General features: G+C 69.6%; 21 protein-coding genes. 12 read left to right on the top strand and 9 right to left on the bottom strand.

Annotated elements, in window-relative coordinates:
* Positions 1-3 precede the first annotated feature (3 nt).
* Positions 4-840 carry a metal ABC transporter ATP-binding protein gene (locus EIZ44_RS10700; protein ID WP_037808198.1) on the bottom strand — a complete coding sequence of 279 codons (837 nt, stop codon included), beginning with the start codon at positions 838-840 and terminating at the stop codon, positions 4-6.
* Positions 840-1,754: a metal ABC transporter solute-binding protein, Zn/Mn family gene (locus EIZ44_RS10705; RefSeq protein WP_043827170.1), complete on the bottom strand. Its 915-nt coding sequence runs from the start codon at positions 1,752-1,754 to the stop codon at positions 840-842. Before EIZ44_RS10705 ends, EIZ44_RS10700 begins: the two co-directional genes overlap by 1 nt.
* Positions 1,755-1,932: 178 nt before the next feature.
* Here EIZ44_RS10705 and EIZ44_RS10710 point away from each other — a divergent pair, with 178 nt between their 5' ends.
* The 4 genes from EIZ44_RS10710 to EIZ44_RS10725 all read left to right on the top strand — a co-directional run bounded on the left by EIZ44_RS10710 (position 1,933) and on the right by EIZ44_RS10725 (position 5,574).
* Positions 1,933-3,033, top strand: coding sequence for a LacI family DNA-binding transcriptional regulator (locus tag EIZ44_RS10710; protein WP_037809317.1), 1,101 nt, complete (start codon positions 1,933-1,935; stop codon positions 3,031-3,033).
* A 106-nt stretch (positions 3,034-3,139) separates the two neighbouring features.
* Positions 3,140-3,631, top strand: a complete 492-nt coding sequence (locus tag EIZ44_RS10715) for a beta-class carbonic anhydrase (protein ID WP_134728459.1) — start codon at positions 3,140-3,142, stop codon at positions 3,629-3,631.
* A gap of 23 nt (positions 3,632-3,654) precedes the next feature.
* Positions 3,655-4,530 carry an iron-sulfur binding domain-containing protein gene (locus EIZ44_RS10720; protein WP_037808207.1) on the top strand — a complete coding sequence of 292 codons (876 nt, stop codon included), beginning with the start codon at positions 3,655-3,657 and terminating at the stop codon, positions 4,528-4,530.
* A gap of 90 nt (positions 4,531-4,620) precedes the next feature.
* On the top strand, positions 4,621-5,574 hold the full coding sequence (locus EIZ44_RS10725) for a peptidoglycan recognition protein family protein (protein ID WP_134728460.1): 954 nt from the start codon (positions 4,621-4,623) through the stop codon (positions 5,572-5,574).
* 46 nt (positions 5,575-5,620) lie between these two features.
* Here EIZ44_RS10725 and EIZ44_RS10730 read toward each other — a convergent pair whose 3' ends face one another.
* Positions 5,621-6,373 carry an alpha/beta fold hydrolase gene (locus EIZ44_RS10730; RefSeq protein ID WP_199817286.1) on the bottom strand — a complete coding sequence of 251 codons (753 nt, stop codon included), beginning with the start codon at positions 6,371-6,373 and terminating at the stop codon, positions 5,621-5,623.
* Positions 6,374-6,430: 57 nt separating this feature from the next.
* Here EIZ44_RS10730 and EIZ44_RS10735 point away from each other — a divergent pair, with 57 nt between their 5' ends.
* Positions 6,431-7,852, top strand: a complete 1,422-nt coding sequence (locus tag EIZ44_RS10735) for a M1 family metallopeptidase (RefSeq protein ID WP_134728461.1) — start codon at positions 6,431-6,433, stop codon at positions 7,850-7,852.
* 19 nt (positions 7,853-7,871) lie between these two features.
* Here EIZ44_RS10735 and EIZ44_RS45880 read toward each other — a convergent pair whose 3' ends face one another.
* Entirely contained in the window at positions 7,872-8,003 is a 132-nt protein-coding gene (locus EIZ44_RS45880) for a hypothetical protein (RefSeq protein ID WP_276323725.1), read from the bottom strand.
* An 85-nt stretch (positions 8,004-8,088) separates the two neighbouring features.
* On the opposite strand from EIZ44_RS45880, the gene EIZ44_RS10740 reads away from it, so the two are divergent.
* On the top strand, positions 8,089-8,397 hold the full coding sequence (locus EIZ44_RS10740; protein ID WP_037808215.1) for an antibiotic biosynthesis monooxygenase family protein: 309 nt from the start codon (positions 8,089-8,091) through the stop codon (positions 8,395-8,397).
* The gene (locus tag EIZ44_RS10745; protein ID WP_134728462.1) at positions 8,390-9,193 is read left to right on the top strand and encodes an SIR2 family NAD-dependent protein deacylase; all 804 of its coding nucleotides are present in this window, start codon (positions 8,390-8,392) and stop codon (positions 9,191-9,193) included. The genes EIZ44_RS10740 and EIZ44_RS10745 overlap by 8 nt, the downstream gene beginning before the upstream one ends.
* On the opposite strand, the gene EIZ44_RS10750 is transcribed toward EIZ44_RS10745, so the two are convergent.
* Together EIZ44_RS10750 and EIZ44_RS10755 are read right to left on the bottom strand one after the other, a co-directional pair.
* Positions 9,180-9,614, bottom strand: coding sequence for an acetyltransferase (locus tag EIZ44_RS10750; protein ID WP_134728463.1), 435 nt, complete (start codon positions 9,612-9,614; stop codon positions 9,180-9,182). The two genes, EIZ44_RS10745 and EIZ44_RS10750, sit on opposite strands and share 14 nt — an antisense overlap.
* Entirely contained in the window at positions 9,611-10,564 is a 954-nt protein-coding gene (locus EIZ44_RS10755; protein WP_134728464.1) for an endonuclease/exonuclease/phosphatase family protein, read from the bottom strand. Before EIZ44_RS10755 ends, EIZ44_RS10750 begins: the two co-directional genes overlap by 4 nt.
* A gap of 108 nt (positions 10,565-10,672) precedes the next feature.
* Between EIZ44_RS10755 and EIZ44_RS10760 the strand changes: the two genes are divergently transcribed.
* Both EIZ44_RS10760 and EIZ44_RS10765 read left to right on the top strand, forming a co-directional pair.
* Positions 10,673-11,650 carry a daunorubicin resistance protein DrrA family ABC transporter ATP-binding protein gene (locus EIZ44_RS10760; protein ID WP_037809320.1) on the top strand — a complete coding sequence of 326 codons (978 nt, stop codon included), beginning with the start codon at positions 10,673-10,675 and terminating at the stop codon, positions 11,648-11,650.
* Positions 11,647-12,453: an ABC transporter permease gene (locus tag EIZ44_RS10765; protein WP_134728465.1), complete on the top strand. Its 807-nt coding sequence runs from the start codon at positions 11,647-11,649 to the stop codon at positions 12,451-12,453. The genes EIZ44_RS10760 and EIZ44_RS10765 overlap by 4 nt, the downstream gene beginning before the upstream one ends.
* 73 nt (positions 12,454-12,526) lie before the next feature.
* Here EIZ44_RS10765 and EIZ44_RS10770 read toward each other — a convergent pair whose 3' ends face one another.
* The gene (locus tag EIZ44_RS10770) at positions 12,527-13,336 is read right to left on the bottom strand and encodes a helix-turn-helix domain-containing protein (protein WP_134728466.1); all 810 of its coding nucleotides are present in this window, start codon (positions 13,334-13,336) and stop codon (positions 12,527-12,529) included.
* Positions 13,337-13,452: 116 nt separating this feature from the next.
* On the opposite strand from EIZ44_RS10770, the gene EIZ44_RS10775 reads away from it, so the two are divergent.
* On the top strand, positions 13,453-13,866 hold the full coding sequence (locus EIZ44_RS10775) for an SRPBCC family protein (RefSeq protein ID WP_134728467.1): 414 nt from the start codon (positions 13,453-13,455) through the stop codon (positions 13,864-13,866).
* Here EIZ44_RS10775 and EIZ44_RS10780 read toward each other — a convergent pair.
* Together EIZ44_RS10780 and EIZ44_RS10785 are read right to left on the bottom strand one after the other, a co-directional pair.
* Positions 13,849-14,874, bottom strand: coding sequence for an amidohydrolase family protein (locus EIZ44_RS10780; protein ID WP_134728468.1), 1,026 nt, complete (start codon positions 14,872-14,874; stop codon positions 13,849-13,851). The two genes, EIZ44_RS10775 and EIZ44_RS10780, sit on opposite strands and share 18 nt — an antisense overlap.
* Before the next feature lie 69 nt (positions 14,875-14,943).
* Positions 14,944-18,126, bottom strand: coding sequence for an AfsR/SARP family transcriptional regulator (locus tag EIZ44_RS10785; RefSeq protein ID WP_134728469.1), 3,183 nt, complete (start codon positions 18,124-18,126; stop codon positions 14,944-14,946).
* 146 nt (positions 18,127-18,272) lie between these two features.
* On the opposite strand from EIZ44_RS10785, the gene EIZ44_RS10790 reads away from it, so the two are divergent.
* Together EIZ44_RS10790 and pcp are read left to right on the top strand one after the other, a co-directional pair.
* The gene (locus EIZ44_RS10790; protein WP_134661984.1) at positions 18,273-19,718 is read left to right on the top strand and encodes a M1 family metallopeptidase; all 1,446 of its coding nucleotides are present in this window, start codon (positions 18,273-18,275) and stop codon (positions 19,716-19,718) included.
* Positions 19,715-20,320, top strand: a complete 606-nt coding sequence (gene pcp, locus EIZ44_RS10795; RefSeq protein WP_134728470.1) for a pyroglutamyl-peptidase I — start codon at positions 19,715-19,717, stop codon at positions 20,318-20,320. Before EIZ44_RS10790 ends, pcp begins: the two co-directional genes overlap by 4 nt.

A 20,320-nucleotide genomic window follows, 5' to 3' on the forward strand; every position in this document is an offset into this window, starting at 1 on the left:
GGCTCAGCCCACTGCTTCCTGCTCGTGGTGATGCGGTTCGTCCTCGCACAGCGCGCTCTGCGCACCGGCGATGTGAATCTGCCCGCCGACGCGCAGCACCTCGATCTTCGTTCCGTACAGATCCGACAGCGTCTCCGAGGTCATCACCTCGTCCGGCTTGCCGATCCGGAACTGGCCGTTCACCAGGTACAGCACGCGGTCGACGAACTGCAGGACCGGGTTGATCTCGTGGGTCACGAACAGCACCGCGGACCCGGCCTCGCGCCGGCGCGCGTCGATCAGTTCGCTGACCGCGCGCTGGTGTGCCAGGTCGAGCGACAGCAGCGGTTCGTCGCACAGCAGAACCGTCGGGTCGCCGACCAATGCCTGTGCCACCCGCAGTCGTTGCTGCTCGCCGCCGGACAAGCGGCCGACTGGCTGTTTCGCGTAGCGCGTGCCGCCGACGGATTCGATTACTGACGCCACTCGGCGTTTCCGTGCCCGCATTCCGGCCAGGCCTGGACCCCAGCGGTGCCCATCGAGTCCCAGCCCGACCAGGTCGACGCCGCGCAGCGTGAGCGAATCGTCGATCGCGCGCTGCTGCGGGATGTAGCCGACCTTGCGGTTCGCCCCTCCCGGACGCCCGCCCGCGATTTCCACCGTGCCCGCCGACAGCGACTGCATCCCCAGCAGCGCCTTGAGGAAGCTGCTCTTGCCGGAACCGTTCGGACCGAGGACGGCCAGGAATTCGCCCGGCTCGACATCGAGGTCCAAACCGGACCAGAGGGTGCGGTCGCCGAAGGCGAGCCCGGCCCCGCGCACGCGGACCGCGGGACCGGCTTCCGGAAGCTGGACGGACATCAGCTGTTCAGAGCCCCCGACAGCGAGTCCACATCCTTGGTCATCCAGTCAATGTAGCCCGTGACGTTCGCCGGGAGCGTCTCGGATACGTCGACCACCGCGACCCCGGACGCCTTCGCGTCGGCGACCGCCTGCTTGGTCAGCGGGGTGACCGTCTGCACGTTGTTGACCAGCGCCTTCACCTGCTTCTCCTTGATCAGCTTGGTGAACTCGGAGACCGCCGCGGCGGGCACGTCGGTCTCGTTCTCGATCGCGTCGGAGAAGGCCTTCGGGGTGGCGTCGGCGATGTTCGCGGTCTTCAGCAGGTAGTGCGCGACGGGTTCGGTGACGACGACCTTCGTGTCCGGGTGCGCGGTGCCCAGCGCGGACGCCTTCTTGATCAGGCCGTCGAGCTGGCCCTTGAAGGTCTTGGCGTTCTCGTCGAACTTCTGCTTCGACGCGGGCTGGATCTCGCCGAGCGCGGCCGCGACCTGGTCGGCGACCTTCGCGACGCCCGGCAGGTCGTACCAGACGTGCTCGTTCTCCTCGCCCGGCTTGGCGATGTCGTAGGCGACCAGTTTCTTCGCCGAGGCCGCCTCGCCGGAGAGCTTGGTGAAGAACTCGTCGTACCCGCCGCCGTTCGCCAGCGTCAGCTGCGCCTTCTTGGCGGCGAGCGCGTCGTCGGCGGTCGATTCGTACGAGTGCGGGTCAGCCGATGGATCGTGAATGATCGACGTGACCTGCACTTTGTCGCCTCCGACGGCGGACGCGACGCTGCCCCAGACATCGGTGGAGGCGACGACCTTCACCTGGTCGCCCGTGCCCCCTCCCGCCCCGGAACCGGACGAGGACGACGTGCTGGAGCACGCGCCGAGCGCGAACACAGCCAAGGCCGACGCGGCGGCGAGGACGCTCGTGGTGCGGCGGGAAGTCATCGGGCACTCCTGGGTCGAACTGCTAATGGAAACCGTTGTCAGATTCACTTTACCCCATCCGAACGGCGAGCCTCACTCCACCGGGTGGCCGCACGCGCTCTTGATCACCGAGCGGATCGAGACGCTCACCACAGGGGTGTCGCTTCTGGAAAACGATCTGAACCGTTACGGTTTGCGGATGGGCCGTCCTATTCGCACCCGGAGGCAGGCGACATTGGCGTCGCTCGCGGCGGAACTCGGGGTGTCCAGGACCACCGTGTCCAACGCCTACAACCGCCCGGATCAGCTCTCCCCCGAACTGCGCCGCAGGGTGCTCGAGACCGCGCGGCGGCTCGGCTACCCCGGCCCGGACCCGGTCGCGCGCTCGCTGCGCACCCGCAAGGCGGGCGCGGTCGGGCTGCTGCTGACCGAGAACCTCTCCTACGCCTTCCGTGACCCGGCCGCCGTCGGCGTGCTCGAAGGACTCGCGCTGGCCTGCGAGGACGCGGGCGTCGGCCTGCACCTCGTGCCGGCCAGCCCTGGTCGCGAGGATCTCGCCGCGGTGCACCGCGCGGGCGTGGACGGGTTCGTCGTCTACTCCGTGCCGGACGACGATCCGCATCTCGCGGCCGTCTTGGAACGGCCCGTGCCGACGGTGATCATCGACCAGCCCCGCATCGAGGGCGTGGACCGCGTCGGCCCGGACGACGCGGCCGCCGTCACCCAGCTCGCCGACCACCTCGTGGCGCTGGGCCACCGGCAGATCGGCGTTCTCTGCATGCGGCTCGGCCGCGAGCGCAACGACGACTTCGTGACTTCCGAACGCCAGAGCGGCGCGCACTTCCACGTGCAGCGCACCCGGCTGGAGGCGCTGGCGACGGCGTTTTCCTCGGCGGGCGTCGACTGGGCGACCGTCCCGGTGGTCGAGCGCTTCGACCACACGGTGGACGACGGCGCCTCTGCCGCACGCCAGCTCCTGGACGCGTATCCGCAGGTCACCGCCCTGGTGTGCACGTCGGACATCCTCGCGCTCGGCGCGCTGGCCGAGGCCGCGCGACGCGGGCTGCGGGTGCCGCTCGACCTCACGGTGACCGGGTTCGACGGCATCGCCGAGGCGGAACGCTCCGGCCTCACGACGGTGCATCAGCCGGTGCTGGAGAAGGGCAAGGTGGCCGGACGGCTGCTGCTCAGCTCCGCCGAGCGGGTCGGGCCGAAGGTGATCACGCTGCCGACCGAGCTGCGGGTCGGGAGGACGTCGGCGCCGCCGCGGACGGTCGAGGAGCCCTGGTTCGGCGGCTGAGCGGTTCACCCCAGCCTTTGCCGTGATTTCCGGCCCACCGCATTGTGTACGCGGGGCCGGGCCGGTTCCATAGTGGGAACCGCCCGCGCAGGCCGAAAGGTGCCCCATGACCTCCATCGACGTGCTGCTCAAGCGTAATCAGGAAATCGGGAACATCGTTCCCGGCGACCGGTCCTCCCCCAAGCCGTCGCTGCAGGTGTCGATCCTCACCTGCATGGACGCCCGGATCCGGGTGTTCGAGATCTTCGGCCTGCTGCAGGGTGAGGCGCACGTGCTGCGCAACGCGGGCGGGGTGGTCACCGACGACATGATCCGGTCGCTCGCGCTCAGCCAGCGCAAGCTCGGCACCCGCGAGGTGCTCATCGTCCAGCACACCGACTGCGGCCTCTCCACGGTCACCGAGGACGAGTTCAAGGACGAACTGGAGACCGCGACCGGGCTGCGGCCGACCTGGGCGGTCGAGGCGTTCCGCAAGGTCGAGGACAGCGTGCGCACCTCGATGGAGCGCGCCCGGCGCAGCGACTTCCTCCTGCACAACGACAACGTGCGCGGATTCATCTACGACGTGAAGGCCGGGAGCCTGACCGAGGTCAAGTAAGGGCCGTCGTATTCAATGGCGGGGTGGCAGTAGACACCGATGTTCTGATCGAGTGGTTCGCCGACGTCGGCCGGGACCTGCCCTGGCGGGAGCCGGACTGCTCGGCGTGGGGCGTGCTGGTCAGCGAAATCATGCTGCAGCAGACGCCGGTCTCGCGCGTCCAGCCGATCTGGCTGGAGTGGATGGCTCGCTGGCCGGTGCCCTCGGCGCTGGCCGCGGAGACCACCGGCGAGGTCGTGCGCGCGTGGGGCAAGCTCGGCTACCCGCGTCGCGCGCTTCGGCTGCACGCCGCCGCCACCGTCATCGCTCAGGAGCACGGCGACGTCGTGCCGTCCGATGTGGACACGCTGCTCGCGTTGCCCGGCATCGGCGCGTACACGGCGCGCGCGGTCGCGGCGTTCGCGTACGGCAAGCGCGCGCCCGTCGTCGACACCAACGTCCGACGCGTCGTCGCGCGTGCCGTGCATGGCGCGGGCGACGCGGGCCCGGCGTCGAATACTCGCGACATGGCGGACGTCGAAGCGTTGCTGCCCGCCGAGGACGCGCCTGCGGCGAAGCTGTCCGCGGCGTTGATGGAGCTGGGCGCGCTGATCTGTACCGCCCGGTCGCCGAAGTGCGCGGACTGCCCGATTTACGCCGAATGCAAGTGGCAGCACAACGGCCGTCCCGAATACGCCGGTCCGGCCAAGCCGGTGCAGAAGTTCGCCGGCACCGACCGGCAGGTGCGCGGGCTGCTGCTGGACGTTCTGCGCGGCGCCGAGGGGCCGGTCGAGAAGGCGCGGCTGGACCTCGTGTGGCACGAATCGGGCCAGCGCGACCGGTGCCTGGATTCGCTGCTCGTGGACGGTCTGCTGGAGCAAACCCGCGACGGGCTGTTCGCGCTTCCCGGGGAACACTGACGCACTACGACGAAAGTCGGCAAAAAGTTGTCACCCCCGGGGCGCCGGGTTAGCTTTCCCCCGTCGCACTTCCGGGCTGAGGAGTTCCGCATGGGGGAAGCATCGCGTCGTGCCGTCTTGAAGGGCGGCCTCACCGTCACTGCCGTGGGCGCGCTGGGCTTTGCCACGGCAAAATCCGCTGCGGCGGTCACCGCTCCGGTCATCCATTCGACAGCCGAGTGGAACGCCCGGCCCGCGTCGGGCGCGATCGTGGTGGAGAACCACAAGCCGACGTACATCGTGGTGCACCACACCGTCGATCCGGGCAACAACACCGACTACTCGCTGGCGCACGCGCTGCAGATCTCGCGGGACATCCAGAACTTCCACATGGACACCCGCGGCTGGATCGACACCGGCCAGCAGTTCACGAACAGCCGCGGCGGCTTCGTCACCGAGGGGCGGCACCGCAGCCTCGAAATCCTGCGCGGCGGGACGCAGCACGTGCAGGGCGCGAACGTCGCGAACCACAACAGCGAATGCCTCGGCATCGAGAACGAGGGCCTCTACAGCACGGTCGACGTGCCGGTCGCGCTGTGGGATTCGCTCGTGCAGCTGATCGCCTACATCGCGCACCAATACGGCATCACGCCCGAGTTCATCAAGGGCCACCGCGATTTCAACTCGACCGAGTGCTGCGGCCAGGTGCTCTACGACCGGCTCCCGGAGCTGCGCAAGGCGGTCGGCCAGCAGCTCGGCCTGTCCGTCGCGCGTCTTGACGCACCGGAGTGGCCGTTGCTCAAACCGGGTGACACCGGGCCGCGGGTGATGACCGCGCAACGGTTCCTGCGCGCCGCCGGGTTCGGCGTGCCCACCGACGGCGTGTTCGGCAAGGCGACCGCGGCCGCCGTGTCCGCGCTGGCCGCTGAGCACGGGCTTTCCCGCGACAGCTGCACCGCGGCTCGCGCCAGCGACGAGTCCGCCTACCTGGGCTCGGACGTCTGGCCGCTGATCGTGCCGGCAGACCGCTCGACCGCCGCGTGGCGCACCGAGCTGGCCCGCTGACCGGGGACGCCTCACGTGTGCCAGCGAGGGCGGCACGCGTGGGGCGTCACAGGCCGGACAGGAACGCCTCCACCGCGCCGCGATAGGTCTCCGGTGCCTCGGCGTGCGGCAAATGCGCCGAACCGGGCACGACCAGGTGCTTCGCGCCCGGTACTCGCGCCGCCACCTCGGCTTGCTGGCCAAGCGGCATCGCGGTGTGCTCGCCCTCGACCAGCAGCAGCGGACAGCGGATACCGTCCACAATGGACCAATAGTCCCGGCGGCCCCATTCGGCGGCGATCTCGTACAGGTTCTCCAGGTCGGCGATCAGGTGATAGCCGTCGTCGCGTTCCTCGACGCACTCGGTGAAGTAGTCGCCCGCGGCACCGAAGAACTCGCGCACGTGGGCCAGCGATTCGAACGGCACCGGCCAGCTCTCGAAGTAGCCCCGCCAGGTCTCGACGGTGCGTCCGCGCTGGTCCGGCGCGAAATCCTCGCTGACCACCGCACGCACCAGCTCCGGGTGTTTCGCCGCGGCGGCCCACGCGTGCAGCCCGCCCATCGAATGCCCGATCAGCACGGACGGACCAACGTCGGCCAGCACGTCCGCGACGTCCTCGGCGAACTGCTCGGTGGTCCACGGACCGGTGTGCGGCGCGCGGCCGTGCCCGCGGGCGTCGAGAGCGCGCACGCGGCCGTACCGCTTGAGCCATTGCGCGACCGGCCACCACGTGCGAGCGCGGCCCATCAGCCCGTGCAACAGCAAGATCGACACGCCAGGGCGTTCGTCGCCGCCGAAGTCGATCAGGCCTGGTCGCATTAATCCTCCCGGGTTTTCCCGGCTACCTCATCACAAATCTGCCCCTAGGGTGAAGGAATGCGCAGCCGTCAGCCCGCCGTCCTCGCCCTCTTCGGCGTGCTTGTGCTGTCCGCGTGCAGCCCTGCCGAACCCGCCGCTCCGCCGCCGCCGATGCATCCCGCACCCGGCGCGAACAGCGCGGGAGACCCGTATTTCCCCGACGACGGCAACGGCGGGTACGACGCTCTGGACTACCACGTCGACGTCAGCTACGACCCGCCGAGCGGCCGCCTCGACGGCGACACCACGGTCGCCGCGAAAGCCACCCAAGACCTCAGCCGCTTCGACTTCGACCTGCGCGGACTGGACGTCGCCTCGGTGGAGATCGACGGGAAACCGGCGAAGTACAGCCGGGAGAAGAACAAACTGGTCGTGACTCCGGCCGAACCGCTGCGGTCGGGCTCGACGTTCCGGACGCGCGTGCGCTATTCGGGTGTTCCGGCGAAAACCCCGCACGACGGCGGATCGGAGAACGGCTGGGCCCGCTCCGAGGACGGCGGCGCGTACCTGGTCGGCGAGCCGCATTCGGCGTCGTTCTGGTATCCGGTCAATGAAACCCCGCGCGACAAGGCGACCTTCACGCTGACCGCGCACGTGCCCACCGGCTGGACGGTGCTGTCCAACGGCCGGGAAAAGGGCACCAGCGCCAAGGACGGCAAAACCACCACGACGTGGGCCGATCCGAATCCGGTAGCCAGCTACCTGACCACGATCGCGATCGACAAATTCACCGTCCAGCGGTCCACGCTCCCGGACGGCACGCCGATCGTCTCCGGCTACGCCCCTGGCGCCGAGGCCCGCGAGGCCACCGGCGACCGGCTGCCGGAGGTGATCTCGTTCCTGGAGAGCAAGTTCGGCAAGTACCCGCAGAGCGCGGCCGGCGGGATCTACCTCGACGAGGACATCCATTTCTCCCTGGAAACGCAAACCCGTCCCACTTATGCGAAATGGGCGGAAATCCTGACCCTGGTGCACGAGAACGCGCATCAGTGGTTCGGCGACTCGGTGTCGCTCAACTCGTGGGCGGACATCTGCCTGAACGAGTGCTTCGCGTCGTACGCGCAGTGGATGTGGGGCGAACGCGAGGGCCAGAACCTGGACGACCGCTACCGCGCGGCCGTCGAGATCACCAAGGGCAGCACGGATTTCTGGGGCCAGAAGCTCGTCGACATGGGGCCGGAGCACCTGTTCGAAGGCGCGTACGACAAGGGCATCCTGGCGGTCCACGCGCTGCGCCGGGAACTGGGCGAGCCGGGATTCGAGAAGGTGCTGCACGAGTGGGTGGGCGAGCACCGCAACAGCAACGCTACGTGGGCGGACTTCGAGAAGCTCGTGTCGAAGGTCGCCGGCCGGGACTTGAGCGGGTTCCTCAACGACTGGTTCCACGGGACGAAACTGCCGTCGGACGCCGATCTCTATCCGGGCGGGTTGCGGCCCTGACTGCCGAGCAACGACCTGGTCAGACTGCTGCGGGAGTCGCGACCGTGCCGACCAGCCCCAGCTGGACGACGTCCGCCGCCTCGTCCGGGCCGACCGCGACCGTCGCGTAGTCCACCGCGCCCAGCTCGTGCTGTTTGGCCGTGACCAGCATGCTGACCAGGGCCGAACCAGCTGGTGGCTACTTGACCCCAACGCGGGATCACTCGCCGACGAAGTCGGTGCCATAAACTCGAGCCATGGCAGTGGTCAAGATCAACGCAATCGAGGTCCCCGAAGGCGCCGGCCCGGAGTTGGAGAAGCGGTTCGCCGCGCGGCTGCACTCCGTCGACAACCAGGAGGGCTTCCTCGGCTTCGAGCTGCTTCGCCCGGTCGCGGGCGAGACGCGCTACTTCGTCTACACGAAGTGGGAGACCGAGGAGCACTACCAGGCCTGGGCGGGCGGTCCGGCGCGCGAGGCGCACGCGGGCGAGCGCAAGAACCCGGTGTCGACCGGTGCGAACCTGCTGGAGTTCGAGGTCGTGCAGGCATCGAAGCCGGGTGAGTGACGAACTCGCCCGCGCCGCTGAGCTGATCTCGGGTGCCGGCGCGCTGCTCGTGTGCGCCGGCGCCGGGATGGGCGTCGATTCTGGTCTGCCCGATTTCCGTGGCGGGGAAGGGTTTTGGCGGGCTTATCCGCCGTACGCCGGGCTTGGGCTGCGGTTCGAGGAGCTGGCCGACCCGCAGCATTTCGCTTCGGACCCGGAGCTGGCCTGGGGTTTCTACGGGCACCGGCTCGACCTGTACCGGAGGACGGTGCCGCACCGCGGGTTCGGTCTGCTGCTCGAACGCGGGCTCGCGAAGCCTGGCGGCGTCCGGGTCTTCACGTCCAATGTGGACGGACAGTTCCAGGCGGCTGGCTTCCCGCACGTCGCCGAGGCGCACGGGTCGATCCACCATCTGCAGTGCCTGGCCGGATGTTCGCGGGAGATCTGGTCGGCCGCGGACGTCGCGGTCGATCTGGACGAGGCGACCATGCGCGCCCGGCCGCCGTTGCCGTCGTGTCCGCGTTGCGGCAGCCTCGCCCGGCCCAACATCCTGATGTTCGGGGATTTCGACTGGGTTCCGGACCGCAGTCAGGAACAGCTCGACGAACTGGCGGCGTGGCGGCGCGCGCACCGTGACGCGGTGGTGGTCGAAATCGGTGCCGGACAAGCGGTTCCGACCGTGCGCCGGTATTCCGAACTCGCCAGCGCGGCCACGGGTGCGCTGATCCGGATCAATCCGCGCGAACCGCAGATCCGCCACGGGCGCGGGATTTCGATCCCCGCCGGCGCGCTGGAGACGCTGGTCAAGCTCGTTTGAGCTCCAGCAACGGGAACGGGCGGCCGTCCGGATCGGTCTCCTGCCTGCCGACTACCTCGAACCCGTGGTGCAGATAGAAGCCGACCGCCTGCGGGTTCTGCTCGTTCACGTCCAGCGTGAGGCCAGGGAAACGGTCCAACGCCGCCCGCAGCAACGCCGACCCGACCCCGCGACCGCGGAAATCGTCGTGCACGAACAGCATTTCCAGCTTTCCCTCGGCGATCCCGGAGAAACCCGCCGCGATTCCGTCGACCTCCGCCACGGTCAGGTCCACTTCCGGGAAGTAGACCGGGACACGCGTCGCGTAGTACTCGACGTCCGACGGCGCCAGGAAATGGTGCGTCGCCTCGACGGCACTGCGCCAGATCTCCAGCAGCCGCGGGTATTCGGCTTCCCCGCTGCTCGGCCGCAAGGTCGTCATGGCAGCTGCACCTCCGCGTAAACCGCCCGGTGATCGCTTCCGGGCACATCGAGCACTTGGTAATCCCGGATCGCGACCCGGCGGTCCACCAGCACGTGATCCAGCGGTACGAGCGGAACCGCCGAAGTCGACCAGGTCGGGATCAGGCCGTCGCCGCGCGCCTCCGCCGCGTCGACGTACCCGCGCGACAGCACCGTCCGCAGCGCGGCGTGGTCGAGGGTCGCGTTGAAATCGCCTGCCACGACACGCAGGCCGTGCTCGCCGATGGCGCGCGACAGGTCCCGCATCTGCTGTTCCCACTGGTAATACCCGGAATCCGGCGAACGCGGATGCGCCGCCACGATCTCCAACGTCGTTCCGCCGCCGAGATCCGCCGCCGCGCCGGGCTGATTCTGAACCGAATCACCGGTGTAATCCTGCTCGGCAAGCGGATATCGCGACACGATGCCCGAACCGTCCACACCGGACGCCGGATGGAGCACGCGGTACGGCAACGTCTGGAAGAGCCCGGCCTTCTCCAGTCCGGACATCGCGGCGGGCGTCATCTCCACCAGGTTCAGCACGTCGACCCGCTGCTCCCGGACCAGCCGCACGAGCGCCGCGGGATCGGCCTGGCCGAGATAGAGATTGGCCGCCAGCACGCGCACCGTCTTCCCCTGCGCCACGGGCTGGTCATCAGACATCACCCGCGGCGCGACGAACACCGCCAGCAGCGCGGACAACGCCAGCGCGACGCCGCCGACCCACCAGCGCCGCAGCACCAGCGCGAGCGCGGCGAGCAGCACGCCGTAGATGACGACGTACGGGGTCAGCGCCAGCAGCGCGGTCAGGTACCAGCTGCTGCCGTCCCAGCCGATCGTGCGCAGCACAGCCACTGTGAACAGCGGCAGTCCGACCAGCACGAGCAGGCCCGTGACCAGCCGGGTTCGCGTCCGCGCCTCCATCACCATGATCCAGAGTATGCCGGGCAGGCGCTGACAGGTCCGTGTCAGCGCCGTGTGCGCGGCTTGCCAGCGCCTCCGTCCACTGTGTGCTTGAGCGACACAGGAGGAGGCGTCATGTCGCACGCGATCCAGGCCGAGGGCCTGGTCAAGCATTTCGGGGAGACGAAGGCGCTGGACGGGGTGGACCTCGAGGTCCCGTTCGGCAAGGTGGTCGGGGTGCTCGGGCCGAACGGCGCGGGCAAGACAACCGCGGTCCGCATCCTGGCGACCCTGCTGAGACCCGACGCGGGGCGGGCCACGGTCGGGGGTTACGACGTGGTCCGCGACCCGGTCCGGGTGCGCGGGCTGATCGGGCTCACCGGGCAGTACGCGTCGGTGGACGAGGACCTGAGCGGCACCGAGAACCTGGTGCTGATCGGGAAGCTGCTGAACCTGTCCCGGGCTGACGCGCGGGCGCGGGCGGCCGAACTGCTGGAGCGGTTCGAGCTGACCGACGCGGCCAAGCGGCCGATCCGGACGTACTCCGGCGGTATGCGGCGCAGGCTCGACCTGGCGGCGAGCCTCGTCGGCCGCCCCGCCGTGCTGTATCTGGACGAGCCGACCACCGGACTCGACCCGCACGCACGCAACGAGGTGTGGGCGGTCGTCCGCAGCCTCGTCGCCGACGGCGCGACGGTGCTGCTCACCACGCAGTACCTGGAGGAGGCCGACCAGCTGGCCGACCGGATCACCGTGTTCGACCACGGCCACGTGGTCGCCGACGGCCGCGCCGACGAGCTGAAGCGGCGGGTCGGCGGGCAGACGCTGCAGGTGCGGCCGACGTCGCTGAGCGACCTCGACGAGGTCGACCGCATCCTGGCCGAGCTCACCGGAGCCCGCCCGGTCCGCGACGACGCCACCGGACTGCTGACCGCGCCGGTCTCCGACCCAGTCCTGCTGTCCACGCTGGTGCGCCGGCTCGACTCGGCGGGCATCACCTCCGACGAACTGGCTCTGCGGCTGCCCAGCCTCGACGAGGTGTTCCTCGCCCTGACCGGACACGCCGCCGAAGAGCCGAAGCCCGAACGCGAACTCGAAGGGAGCCGGTCGTGACCACCGCGACCGCCGTGGCGGCCCCGCCCCGGCACATCAGCCCGGTCCAGGGCGCGAAGCACGCGTTTTCGCTTGCCTGGCGGGGAATCCTGAAGATCCGCAAGAACCCGGAACAGCTGGCCGACGTCACGCTGATGCCGATCATCTTCCTGCTGATGTTCACCTACCTGTTCGGCAACGCGCTGGGCGGTTCGATCGAGAACTACCTGCAGTCGTTCGTGCCCGGCCTGATCGTGATGAACGTGCTGCAGGCCTCGCTGACGGTCGGCACCCAGCTCAACACCGACATCACCAAGGGCGTCTTCGACCGCTTCCGCTCCATGCCGATCGCCCGCTCGGCGCCATTGGTGGGCGCGGTGCTGGCGGACCTCGTGCGGTACGTGGTGTGCCTGACGGTGCTGCTGACCGTGGCGACCGTGATGGGCTTCCGCGTGCAGACCGGTCCCGGGGAGTTCGTCCTCGCGATCCTGCTGGCGATCGCGTTCGGCCTGTGCTTCTGCTGGGGTTCGGTGTTCGTCGGGATGCTGATGAAATCCCCCGGCGCGGCGCAGGGCGTGATGTTCGTCTTCATCATGCCGCTGACCTTCGGCAGCAACGTGTTCCTCCCGACGGCCACGATGCCGGGCTGGCTCAAGGCATGGGCGGACATCAGCCCGGTGAGCCTGATGTCCGACGTGATGCGCGGCCTGCTCAACGGCGGCGCCGCGTACGGCGGCTCCCTGCTGGGCGCGCTGGCGTGGATGGCCGGTGCGGTCGCGGTGTTCTTCCCGCTCGCGACGTGGGCCTACCGCAAGCGGGTCTGAGGGCGTCCCGCACGGGGGTGTGGACGCTGTGGGTGAGTGTCTGTGTCCGGGTTCCACAGCCGGGCACAGACACTCACTTTTTTGTGGCGAGCAGCCGGCGCAGTGCGGTCGGGGTGTGCCCGAGGTGCGCGCGCACCGTTCGGCACAGGTGGGCCTGATCGGCGAACCCGAGGTCGGCGGCGAGGGCGGCCAAGCTGGGTTCGCCCGCCTCCAGCCGGTCCAGCGCGCGGGCCACGCGCACGCGATTGCGGTACCGGGTCAGCGACACTCCCAGTTCGCGGGTGAAGGCCCGGCTGAGCCGGTAAGGCGAGACGCCCAGCAGGGCCGCCAGCGGGATCAGGCCGTCCGCCGCGGGATGATCGTCGCCGATCGCGCGGCGGGCTTGAGCTGCCAGCGCACGGTCGCCTGTCCGGTCGCTGTCCGGGACGGCCGTGGTCACGACCTGCCGGACCACCGCGGCTATCAGGCCGAGCAGTCCTTCGGTCGCTGCGTACTCGGTATCGGCGGCGCGGGTGGCGGCGAGCAGCCGGCGGTGGGCAAGGTCGAGTGTGCCGTCCACGTACAGCGTTGAACGCTCCAGCAGCGGTGCGTCGCCGGCCAGGGTGCGCCAGAACGCGGGCGTCAGGGTGATCGAGGTGCACTTGTCACCGCCGACGGGATGGGCGAAGTGCTCCTCCTCGCCGGGCATCCCGAGGTATCCGACGGTGTGGTCGAGGTCCGCGCAGACCCCGCGGACCCGGCGGCGGAACCCGCCGCGGCGCACGAGCACGAGCCGCACGTCCTCGCGCGGCCGCTCGGCCGACCAGCCGCGGTGATCGTCCCGGCAGTCCGCCGTGCCGACGGCGAACTCCGGGCGCGTGGCGAGATCGACGAAGGAGAGCACGCCCGGAGGCTACGGCGAGGGTCTGACAATTCCGCAAAAATCTTCAAGACGCGAGCGGCTGGGACCGGGCAGGCTGGCACATCCATTGCCACCGCACGAAAAAGGGAGCAGGAGACATGGCGTCCATCCGCGAAGAAGCAGTGATCGAGTCCAGCGCCGACGACGTGTGGGAGGTGATCGGCGACTTCGCCGCGGGTCCCCGGCGGATGGCGCCGGGGTTCGTGCTGGACAGCCGGGCCGAGGAGGACTGCCGGATCGTCACCTTCGCCGACGGCACGGTCGTCCGGGAACGGCGGATCGGCGTTGACCACGACGCCCGCCGGATCGTCTACTCAGTCGTCGGCGGCGACGTCCAGCCCGAACACGACAACGCCTCCATGCAGGTCTTGGCCGATGGCGAGCAGCGGTGCCGGCTGGTGTGGATCCGCGACGTGCTGCCCGACGAACTGGCAGCGCCGATGAGCAAAACGATGTCGGCCGGTCTGGAGGTGATCAAGCGGACGCTCGGTCACCTAGGCTCGCCCGAGTGAAGCCCCCGCGAGATGGCCGGTCAGCCGCTCCCAGTTCCCGGAGCCAATGGCCGCCTTCTCTTCCTCGCTGAACGGCGCCTTCTCCAAAAACGACCGCGCGACACCGCCGCTCGTGTCCAGGTAAGGAAATCCGCCCGGCCGGGTGCCGAAGGTGTACGGATAGTCGGTCGAATAGAGCATCCGATCCGTCCCCACCACCTCCGCCGCCCAGCGCAGGTAGCGTTCGCTGACCGTTCCGCTCCCCGCGATCCAGAAGTTCTGGCGGAAGTAGTCGGCGAGCGGCTGGCGCAGCCCGGCCATTTCCCGCAGGAAGCCGACGTGGTCCAGGTAGAACAAGACCACCTCGCCCCAGTGTCCGGCGATCACCTGCAGTTCGGGGTGCCGGTCGAAGACGCCGGAGAAGATCATCCGCAGGTACTGCACGCCCAGGTCGTAATACCAGCCGAGTCCGGCGGTCGCCAATGCCGCGCCGACGCCGTTGGGCAGTGCCGAGTAGTACGCCTCTTGTACCGCCTGCACCGGCGCTTGGGGATGGAAGTGCAGCGGGACGCGGAGTCGTGCGGCGGTTCCGTAGAGGTCGTCGAATTCCGGGGCATCGGCCAGTTTGTCGCCAGTGCGGCCGTACAGCATCGCGCCGCGGAAACCCAGGCTGACCGCGCGTTCCAACTCCTCAGCGGCGGCTTCGGGCGAGGACGTCGGGAGCGTGGCGAAGGCCTGGAATCGCGTCGGATTGGCGGCGACGATCTCGGCGAGTGCGTCGTTGGCCTCGCGCGCGACGGGCATGGCGTCGGCGGCCGGAAGGTTCTGCACGCCGGGGGTCGACAGGGACAGCACTGCGACGTCGATGCCCTGGTCGTCCATGTCGGCGAGACGTCCCTCGCCGACGTCGTGCAGGCGTCGCGTGACCGGATGGTCGTCGGGATAGCCGTGCGGTTGGAGGCCCGCCTTCGCCCACGCGTCGCGCAGGACAGGCAGGATCACGTGTTCTTCCAGGGCGACGATGCGCATGACAGCTCCTCTGCGTTTCCGGTGATACCCAACGGAGCGTATCACCGGAAACATCAGTGGAAGCAAGTTTTAGTTATCGTCGATAACAGGCGAGCGCTCCGCCCGGACCGCCTCGATCGCCTCCGCCCGGTCCAGCTGCGAGGTCTCGGCCACGAGCGCCTCGTATCGCTCCTCGCCCAGCTCCCGGGTCAGGTTCTCGATCAGCTCCCGGACCTCCGGACTTCCCAGGTCGAACCGGCCGCGCACTACCGCGCTCAGCGCCAGCAGCCGGGCCGACGACTCCAGCCGCCCCTGCTGGTACCGGATCCGCGCCAGCAGTTCGACCATGGCAGCCAGGTCCGGCATGTCGAAGCGCCTCGCCGCCTGCTCGACCACGCCGAACACCGCTGGCTCCGCTTCGTCCGGGCGGCCTTCGGCGAGCAGCAAACCGGCCTCGATGGTGCCGAGCCATTCCGCCTCGAAACCCTCCGGAGTCGGCCAATCCGCGCGCGCCGCCTTCATTTCCCGGAACACCTCGCGCGCCTCGGCGACATTGCGCTCACGGATCAGCAACTCGGCACGGCCGAGCAACACGATCAGGCGCAAGCCGTTGTTGACGCCGGCAGCCGCGTAGCGTTCGGCGGCTTCCATGTCCCGCCACGCGCCTTCCTGATCTCCCGAGCGCGAACGCTCCACCGCCAGCCGCCACCACTGCTGCACGATGTCGTCCCTTGACCGCAGCTCCATCACCAGCCGCAATCCCTCGGTGTACCCGGCGATCGCGCCCTCGTGGTCGCCTGCCTGCGACCGCGCCGCGGCCCGGAACCCGTGCGTCATCCCGAGTCCCCAGCGGTCGCCGACCTCGGCGAAGCCCTGGTGGGCAAGCTCTCGCGCCCGGTCCGCGCTCCCGAGATCGCCGGTGTCGCCGAGGACGAAGCTCTCCGCCCAGTGCCCGGCGGCGCGGCTCCAGACGTCGTCCCGCGCGACGGCCCGGCGGATCTCGCGCAGCGCCAGGTCCCGCTCGCCGTTGAGGTACGCCACGATCGGCAACCCCACCCACAGCCACGGATTCCGGTCCGCGGCGCCGGTCCGCACGCATTCCTCGATCAGGTCGGGGACGTCCACCTTCTCTTGCGGCCCGGCCATGACCCGCATCAGCACCTGGATCAACCGCAGGCTCGCCGCCACGTCCGGCGGCAGCTCGCCGCTCAGTTCGAGCACCTCGTCCACGAACAGCGCGCCCCGCTCGTTCTGGCCGACGATGTTGAGATACCAGAACAATCCGAACAGCAGCCGGGCCGCCGCTGCCGCGGAATCGGACTCGATCGCCGCTCGCAGCGCGGCGTTGAAGTTATCGCTTTCGTGCTCGTACACGTCGATCGCCTGGAGCTGGTCCCGTCCGCGCAGCAACGGTTCGTTGCGGTCGGCCAATTCCGCGTAGTAGGCGACCATCGCCTCCCGCATCCGCTCCCGTTCGCCGGATTCGGCGAGCCGCTCGGTCGCGTAGGCGCGCAGGGTTTCCAACAGGCGGTAGCGCATGCCCACCACGTCCACAATGGACTTCTCCACCAGCGAACCCAGCACGTACACGATGTCTTCCGCGGGCAGTTCCTCGTCCGCGCAGACGTTTTCCACCGCCTCCTCGGAAAAACTCGCCGCGAACACCGCGAGCCTGCGCGCGAGCCGGACCTCCGCGTCGCTCAGCAGGTCCCAGCTCCACTCCACCACCGCGCGCAGCGTGCGCTGGCGCGGCAACGCCGTGCGGCTGCCGGAGGTGAGCAAGCGGAACCGGTCGTCGAGCCGTTCGGCGATCTGTTCGGCGGTCATCGACCGCAACCGCGCGGCGGCAAGTTCGAGCGCCAGCGGCATTCCGTCGAGCCGGCAGCAGATCTGCCGTACCGCGTCCGCTGTGGACTCGTCGAGCCGGAACCCCGGCCGTACCGCCATCGCGCGGTCTAGGAACAGCCGGACGGAATCGAGCGTGCCGACGTCCGAGGGCGGCGCGGCCTCGTCCGGCACCGGCAGCGGACCGAGCGGGCACAACGCTTCCCCGGTGATCGCCAGCGGCTCGCGGCTCGTCGCGAGCACCCGCAACGCCGGCAGCCGGCGCAGCAAATTCTCGGCCAGCTCCGCGGCGGTGTCCACGAGGTGTTCGCAGTTGTCCAGCACCAGCAACGCTTCCGCGCCGCCGAGAGTCTCCACCGCGTGCTCGAACGGATCGACCTGCCGGCGTCGCGCGTCGGTCTCCGTCGTCCGGATGTCGCGGACCTCCAACGCGTTGAGCAGCGCAGTCAGCACGTCTTCCGCGTCCCGCACACCGGCCAGCGGCACGAACCACACCAACCCGCGCGAGTGCGCCGGATGCCGCGAAGCCGCCTCCGTCGCGAGCCGGGTCTTGCCTGCGCCGCCTGGGCCGACAAGCGTGACCAGCCGGGATCCTTCGAGCAGCTCGGCCAGCAGCTTCAGCTCGTCGGTGCGGCCGATGAAGCTGGTCAGCCGCTGCGGCAACCGGTCGACCACCGCGGCGACCGGCGTGTACTCGCCGCGCAGCGCACGCAGATGCACTTCCTGCAGTTCCGCCGACGGGTCGACGCCCAGTTCGTCGGCCAGCGTCGTCCGGATCGCGGAATACGCGGCGAGCGCGTCGGCCTGCCGTCCGGCCGCGGAAAGCGCACGGATTCGCAGGCCGGCCAACCGTTCCCGCAGCGGATGCGCTTGCGCGGCGGCGGTGAGTTCCGCGAGCACGTCCGCGTGCCGTCCCAGCCGCAGCTCGGCTTCGAACCAGTCCTCGGCGGTCTCCGTGCGCCGCTCCTCCAGCAGCGTCGCGGGCGCGGCGGCGAACGGCGCGTCCAGCACGTCCGCGAGCGCCGGTCCGCGCCACAACGCGAGCGCGGCGGCGAGCGATTCGGCGGCGGTGCCGTCCCGGCCAGCGGCAAGCTCCCGGCGCCCCTCGGCGGACAACTGCTCGAACCGGTGAAGATCCACCGCTTCCGGCGGCACCGCGAGCCGGTAACCGCCGTTGACGGACTCCAGCTCGGCCCCCGCGGGCCGCAGCACGCGACGCAGCCGCGAGACCAGCGACTGGAGCGCATTGGCCGCGTCCGCAGGCGGTTCCGCGCCCCACAGACCGTCGATCAGCGCCTCGGCGGGAACCGCGCGGCCGGCGTCGAGCGCGAGCCGGGAAAGGAGCATGCGAAGGCGGGCTCCGCCGATGTCGATCGGCGTGCCGTCCTCCCCCTCCGCTCGCAGCGGGCCCAGCAGCGCGACGCGCATGAGGTCCACCTTTCCAGACAACGCCCTCGCCGTGTCGGGGCCCGACGTAAGTGTGGACTTTCGGGACAAACTGCGGCCAAAGCGGTTACTGCCCGGCTTCCCGGCGCTACGTTGCGGAGGATTCACCCGCAGACACAGGAGCGCCCATGAGAGCACTGCACCGCTGGCATCGCCCGGCAGTGACCGTCGCAGCCACCCTCACCGCATTGACGCTCGGCACTGGGATCGCGTCGGCCGGACCGGCCGGCTGGGACAAGCCCACGCCCGGTTCGGACGGCGCCGGAGACAGCTACTACCCGCAAGACGGCAACGGCGGGTACGAGGTCTCCGACTACGACCTCAGGGTCAACTACGCTCCCGACACCCACCAGCTCGCCGGCGTCCAGACGGTCCACGCGAAGGCGACCCAGTCGCTCAGCTCGTTCGACCTCGACCTGCGGGGCCTCACCGTCGACGCGGTCCGGGTCAACGGCATTCCCGCGAAGTTCACCCGCACCGGCGACCACGAACTGGTGATCACGCCGAGGCTGCCGCTGTGGAAGGGCCTTCCGTTCACCACGGAGGTCGCCTACCACGGCGTCCCGGTCGCGATCGACGACCCGAACCTCGGCAAGAACGGCTGGCAGTTCACCAAGTCCGGCGGCGCGTTCGCGGCCGGCGAGCCGAAGTCGGCCACCACCTGGTACCCGGTCAACGACACCCCGCGCGACAAGGCGAAGTTCCGGCTGTCGATCACCGTCCCGAACGAGTGGGGCGTGATCGCCAACGGCCGCGAGGTCGGCAAGTACCGGACGCGCGCGGGCACCACGCACGTCTGGGCGGAGGACACCCCGACCGCGCCGTACATGACGACGGTCGCGATCGACAAGTGGACCTTCAACCAGCGCAAGCGCGCGGACGGCACCCCGATCGTCAGCGCGTACGCGCCGGGCACCACCGACGCCACGAAGCAGGCCGACGCGCAGCTGCCCGAGGTTCTCGACTTCCTCGAATCGAAGTTCGGCAAGTACCCGGTGGACGCCGCGGGCGGCATCTACCTGACCGAGCCGATCGGGTTCTCCCTCGAGACGATGAGCAGGCCGATCTACTCCGGCCGCGCGGGCAATATCGGCACGATCGTGCACGAGAACGCGCACCAGTGGTGGGGCGACACGGTCGCCGTCGACCACTGGAAGGACGTCTGCCTCAACGAATGCTTCGCGTCGTATGCGACCTGGCTGTGGGCGCAGAAGAACGGCACCGACCTCGACGCCAGGTACCTCGACCAGGTCGCGTCGGCCAGCGATTCGTTCTGGGCGGGCAAGCTGTACGACATGGGTCCCGGCCACGAGTTCACCTACGTGTACTCCAAGGGCCCGGTCATGCTGCACGCGCTCAGCAAGTACATGGGACAGGACGCGTTCGACCAGGTGCTGAAGACCTGGAACCGCCTGCACCACGACGGAAACGCGAGCATGCAGGACTTCCAGAAGTACTGTGAAAAGGTGTCCGGCATGGACCTGCAGGGCTTCTTCGACGCGTGGATTTACGGCAACGGCAAGCCGTCCGACGAGTACCTCTACCCGGGCGACCTGAAGCCGGCCGCCAAGTGACGGTTCTGCTGACCGGGTTCGCGCCGTTCGCATGCGCGGCGACGAACCCTTCTTGGCAGGCGGCTTCGCTGGCAGCGACGCGGCGGACGGACACGGTGGCGGTAGAGCTGCCGTGCGAGTTCGACGCGTCGCTGCCGGCGCTGCGGGCCGCGATCCTGGCGCACCGGCCGAACCTGGTCGTGTGCGCCGGGCTGGCCAGCGGCCGCCAGCACGTCACGCCGGAGCGAGTGGCGATCAACCTGATCGACGCCCGGATCCCGGACAACGCGGGCGCGCAACCGGTCGACGTGCCGGTGGTCGAGGGCGGGCCGTCCGCGTACTTCACCACGCTGCCGGTGAAAGCGGCGGTCGCGGCGATCGAGTCGGCGGGTCTGCCCGCGGCCGTGTCGTACACCGCCGGGACGTACGTGTGCAATCAAGTCTTCTACGGCCTGATGCACCTGATCGCGACGGAGTTTCCCGGACTGCGCGGCGGTTTCGTGCACGTGCCGGAGGAAGCGCGGATGCCGCTGGACTCGATCGCGCGAGCGCTCGAGATCGTGGCGGACACCGCGCTGACCGTGCACGAGGACGTGGCCACCTCGGCAGGCACCCTGCACTGA

Source organism: Amycolatopsis nivea, from assembly GCF_004522235.1.
In the GTDB taxonomy this organism is placed as follows: domain Bacteria; phylum Actinomycetota; class Actinomycetes; order Mycobacteriales; family Pseudonocardiaceae; genus Amycolatopsis; species Amycolatopsis nivea.

What these genes read in the sequence shown, in the direction of transcription:
- EIZ44_RS10700 (WP_037808198.1), bottom strand. Translation starts at nt 840, where the DNA reads ATGTCCGTCCAGCTTCCGGAAGCCGGTCCCGCGGTCCGCGTGCGCGGG.
- EIZ44_RS10705 (WP_043827170.1), bottom strand. Translation starts at nt 1,754, where the DNA reads ATGACTTCCCGCCGCACCACGAGCGTCCTCGCCGCCGCGTCGGCCTTG.
- EIZ44_RS10710 (WP_037809317.1), top strand. Translation starts at nt 1,933, where the DNA reads ATGGGCCGTCCTATTCGCACCCGGAGGCAGGCGACATTGGCGTCGCTC.
- EIZ44_RS10715 (WP_134728459.1), top strand. Translation starts at nt 3,140, where the DNA reads ATGACCTCCATCGACGTGCTGCTCAAGCGTAATCAGGAAATCGGGAAC.
- EIZ44_RS10725 (WP_134728460.1), top strand. Translation starts at nt 4,621, where the DNA reads ATGGGGGAAGCATCGCGTCGTGCCGTCTTGAAGGGCGGCCTCACCGTC.
- EIZ44_RS10730 (WP_199817286.1), bottom strand. Translation starts at nt 6,373, where the DNA reads ATGCGACCAGGCCTGATCGACTTCGGCGGCGACGAACGCCCTGGCGTG.
- EIZ44_RS10735 (WP_134728461.1), top strand. Translation starts at nt 6,431, where the DNA reads ATGCGCAGCCGTCAGCCCGCCGTCCTCGCCCTCTTCGGCGTGCTTGTG.
- EIZ44_RS45880 (WP_276323725.1), bottom strand. Translation starts at nt 8,003, where the DNA reads ATGCTGGTCACGGCCAAACAGCACGAGCTGGGCGCGGTGGACTACGCG.
- EIZ44_RS10740 (WP_037808215.1), top strand. Translation starts at nt 8,089, where the DNA reads ATGGCAGTGGTCAAGATCAACGCAATCGAGGTCCCCGAAGGCGCCGGC.
- EIZ44_RS10750 (WP_134728463.1), bottom strand. Translation starts at nt 9,614, where the DNA reads ATGACGACCTTGCGGCCGAGCAGCGGGGAAGCCGAATACCCGCGGCTG.
- EIZ44_RS10755 (WP_134728464.1), bottom strand. Translation starts at nt 10,564, where the DNA reads ATGGTGATGGAGGCGCGGACGCGAACCCGGCTGGTCACGGGCCTGCTC.
- EIZ44_RS10760 (WP_037809320.1), top strand. Translation starts at nt 10,673, where the DNA reads ATGTCGCACGCGATCCAGGCCGAGGGCCTGGTCAAGCATTTCGGGGAG.
- EIZ44_RS10775 (WP_134728467.1), top strand. Translation starts at nt 13,453, where the DNA reads ATGGCGTCCATCCGCGAAGAAGCAGTGATCGAGTCCAGCGCCGACGAC.
- EIZ44_RS10780 (WP_134728468.1), bottom strand. Translation starts at nt 14,874, where the DNA reads ATGCGCATCGTCGCCCTGGAAGAACACGTGATCCTGCCTGTCCTGCGC.
- EIZ44_RS10785 (WP_134728469.1), bottom strand. Translation starts at nt 18,126, where the DNA reads ATGCGCGTCGCGCTGCTGGGCCCGCTGCGAGCGGAGGGGGAGGACGGC.
- EIZ44_RS10790 (WP_134661984.1), top strand. Translation starts at nt 18,273, where the DNA reads ATGAGAGCACTGCACCGCTGGCATCGCCCGGCAGTGACCGTCGCAGCC.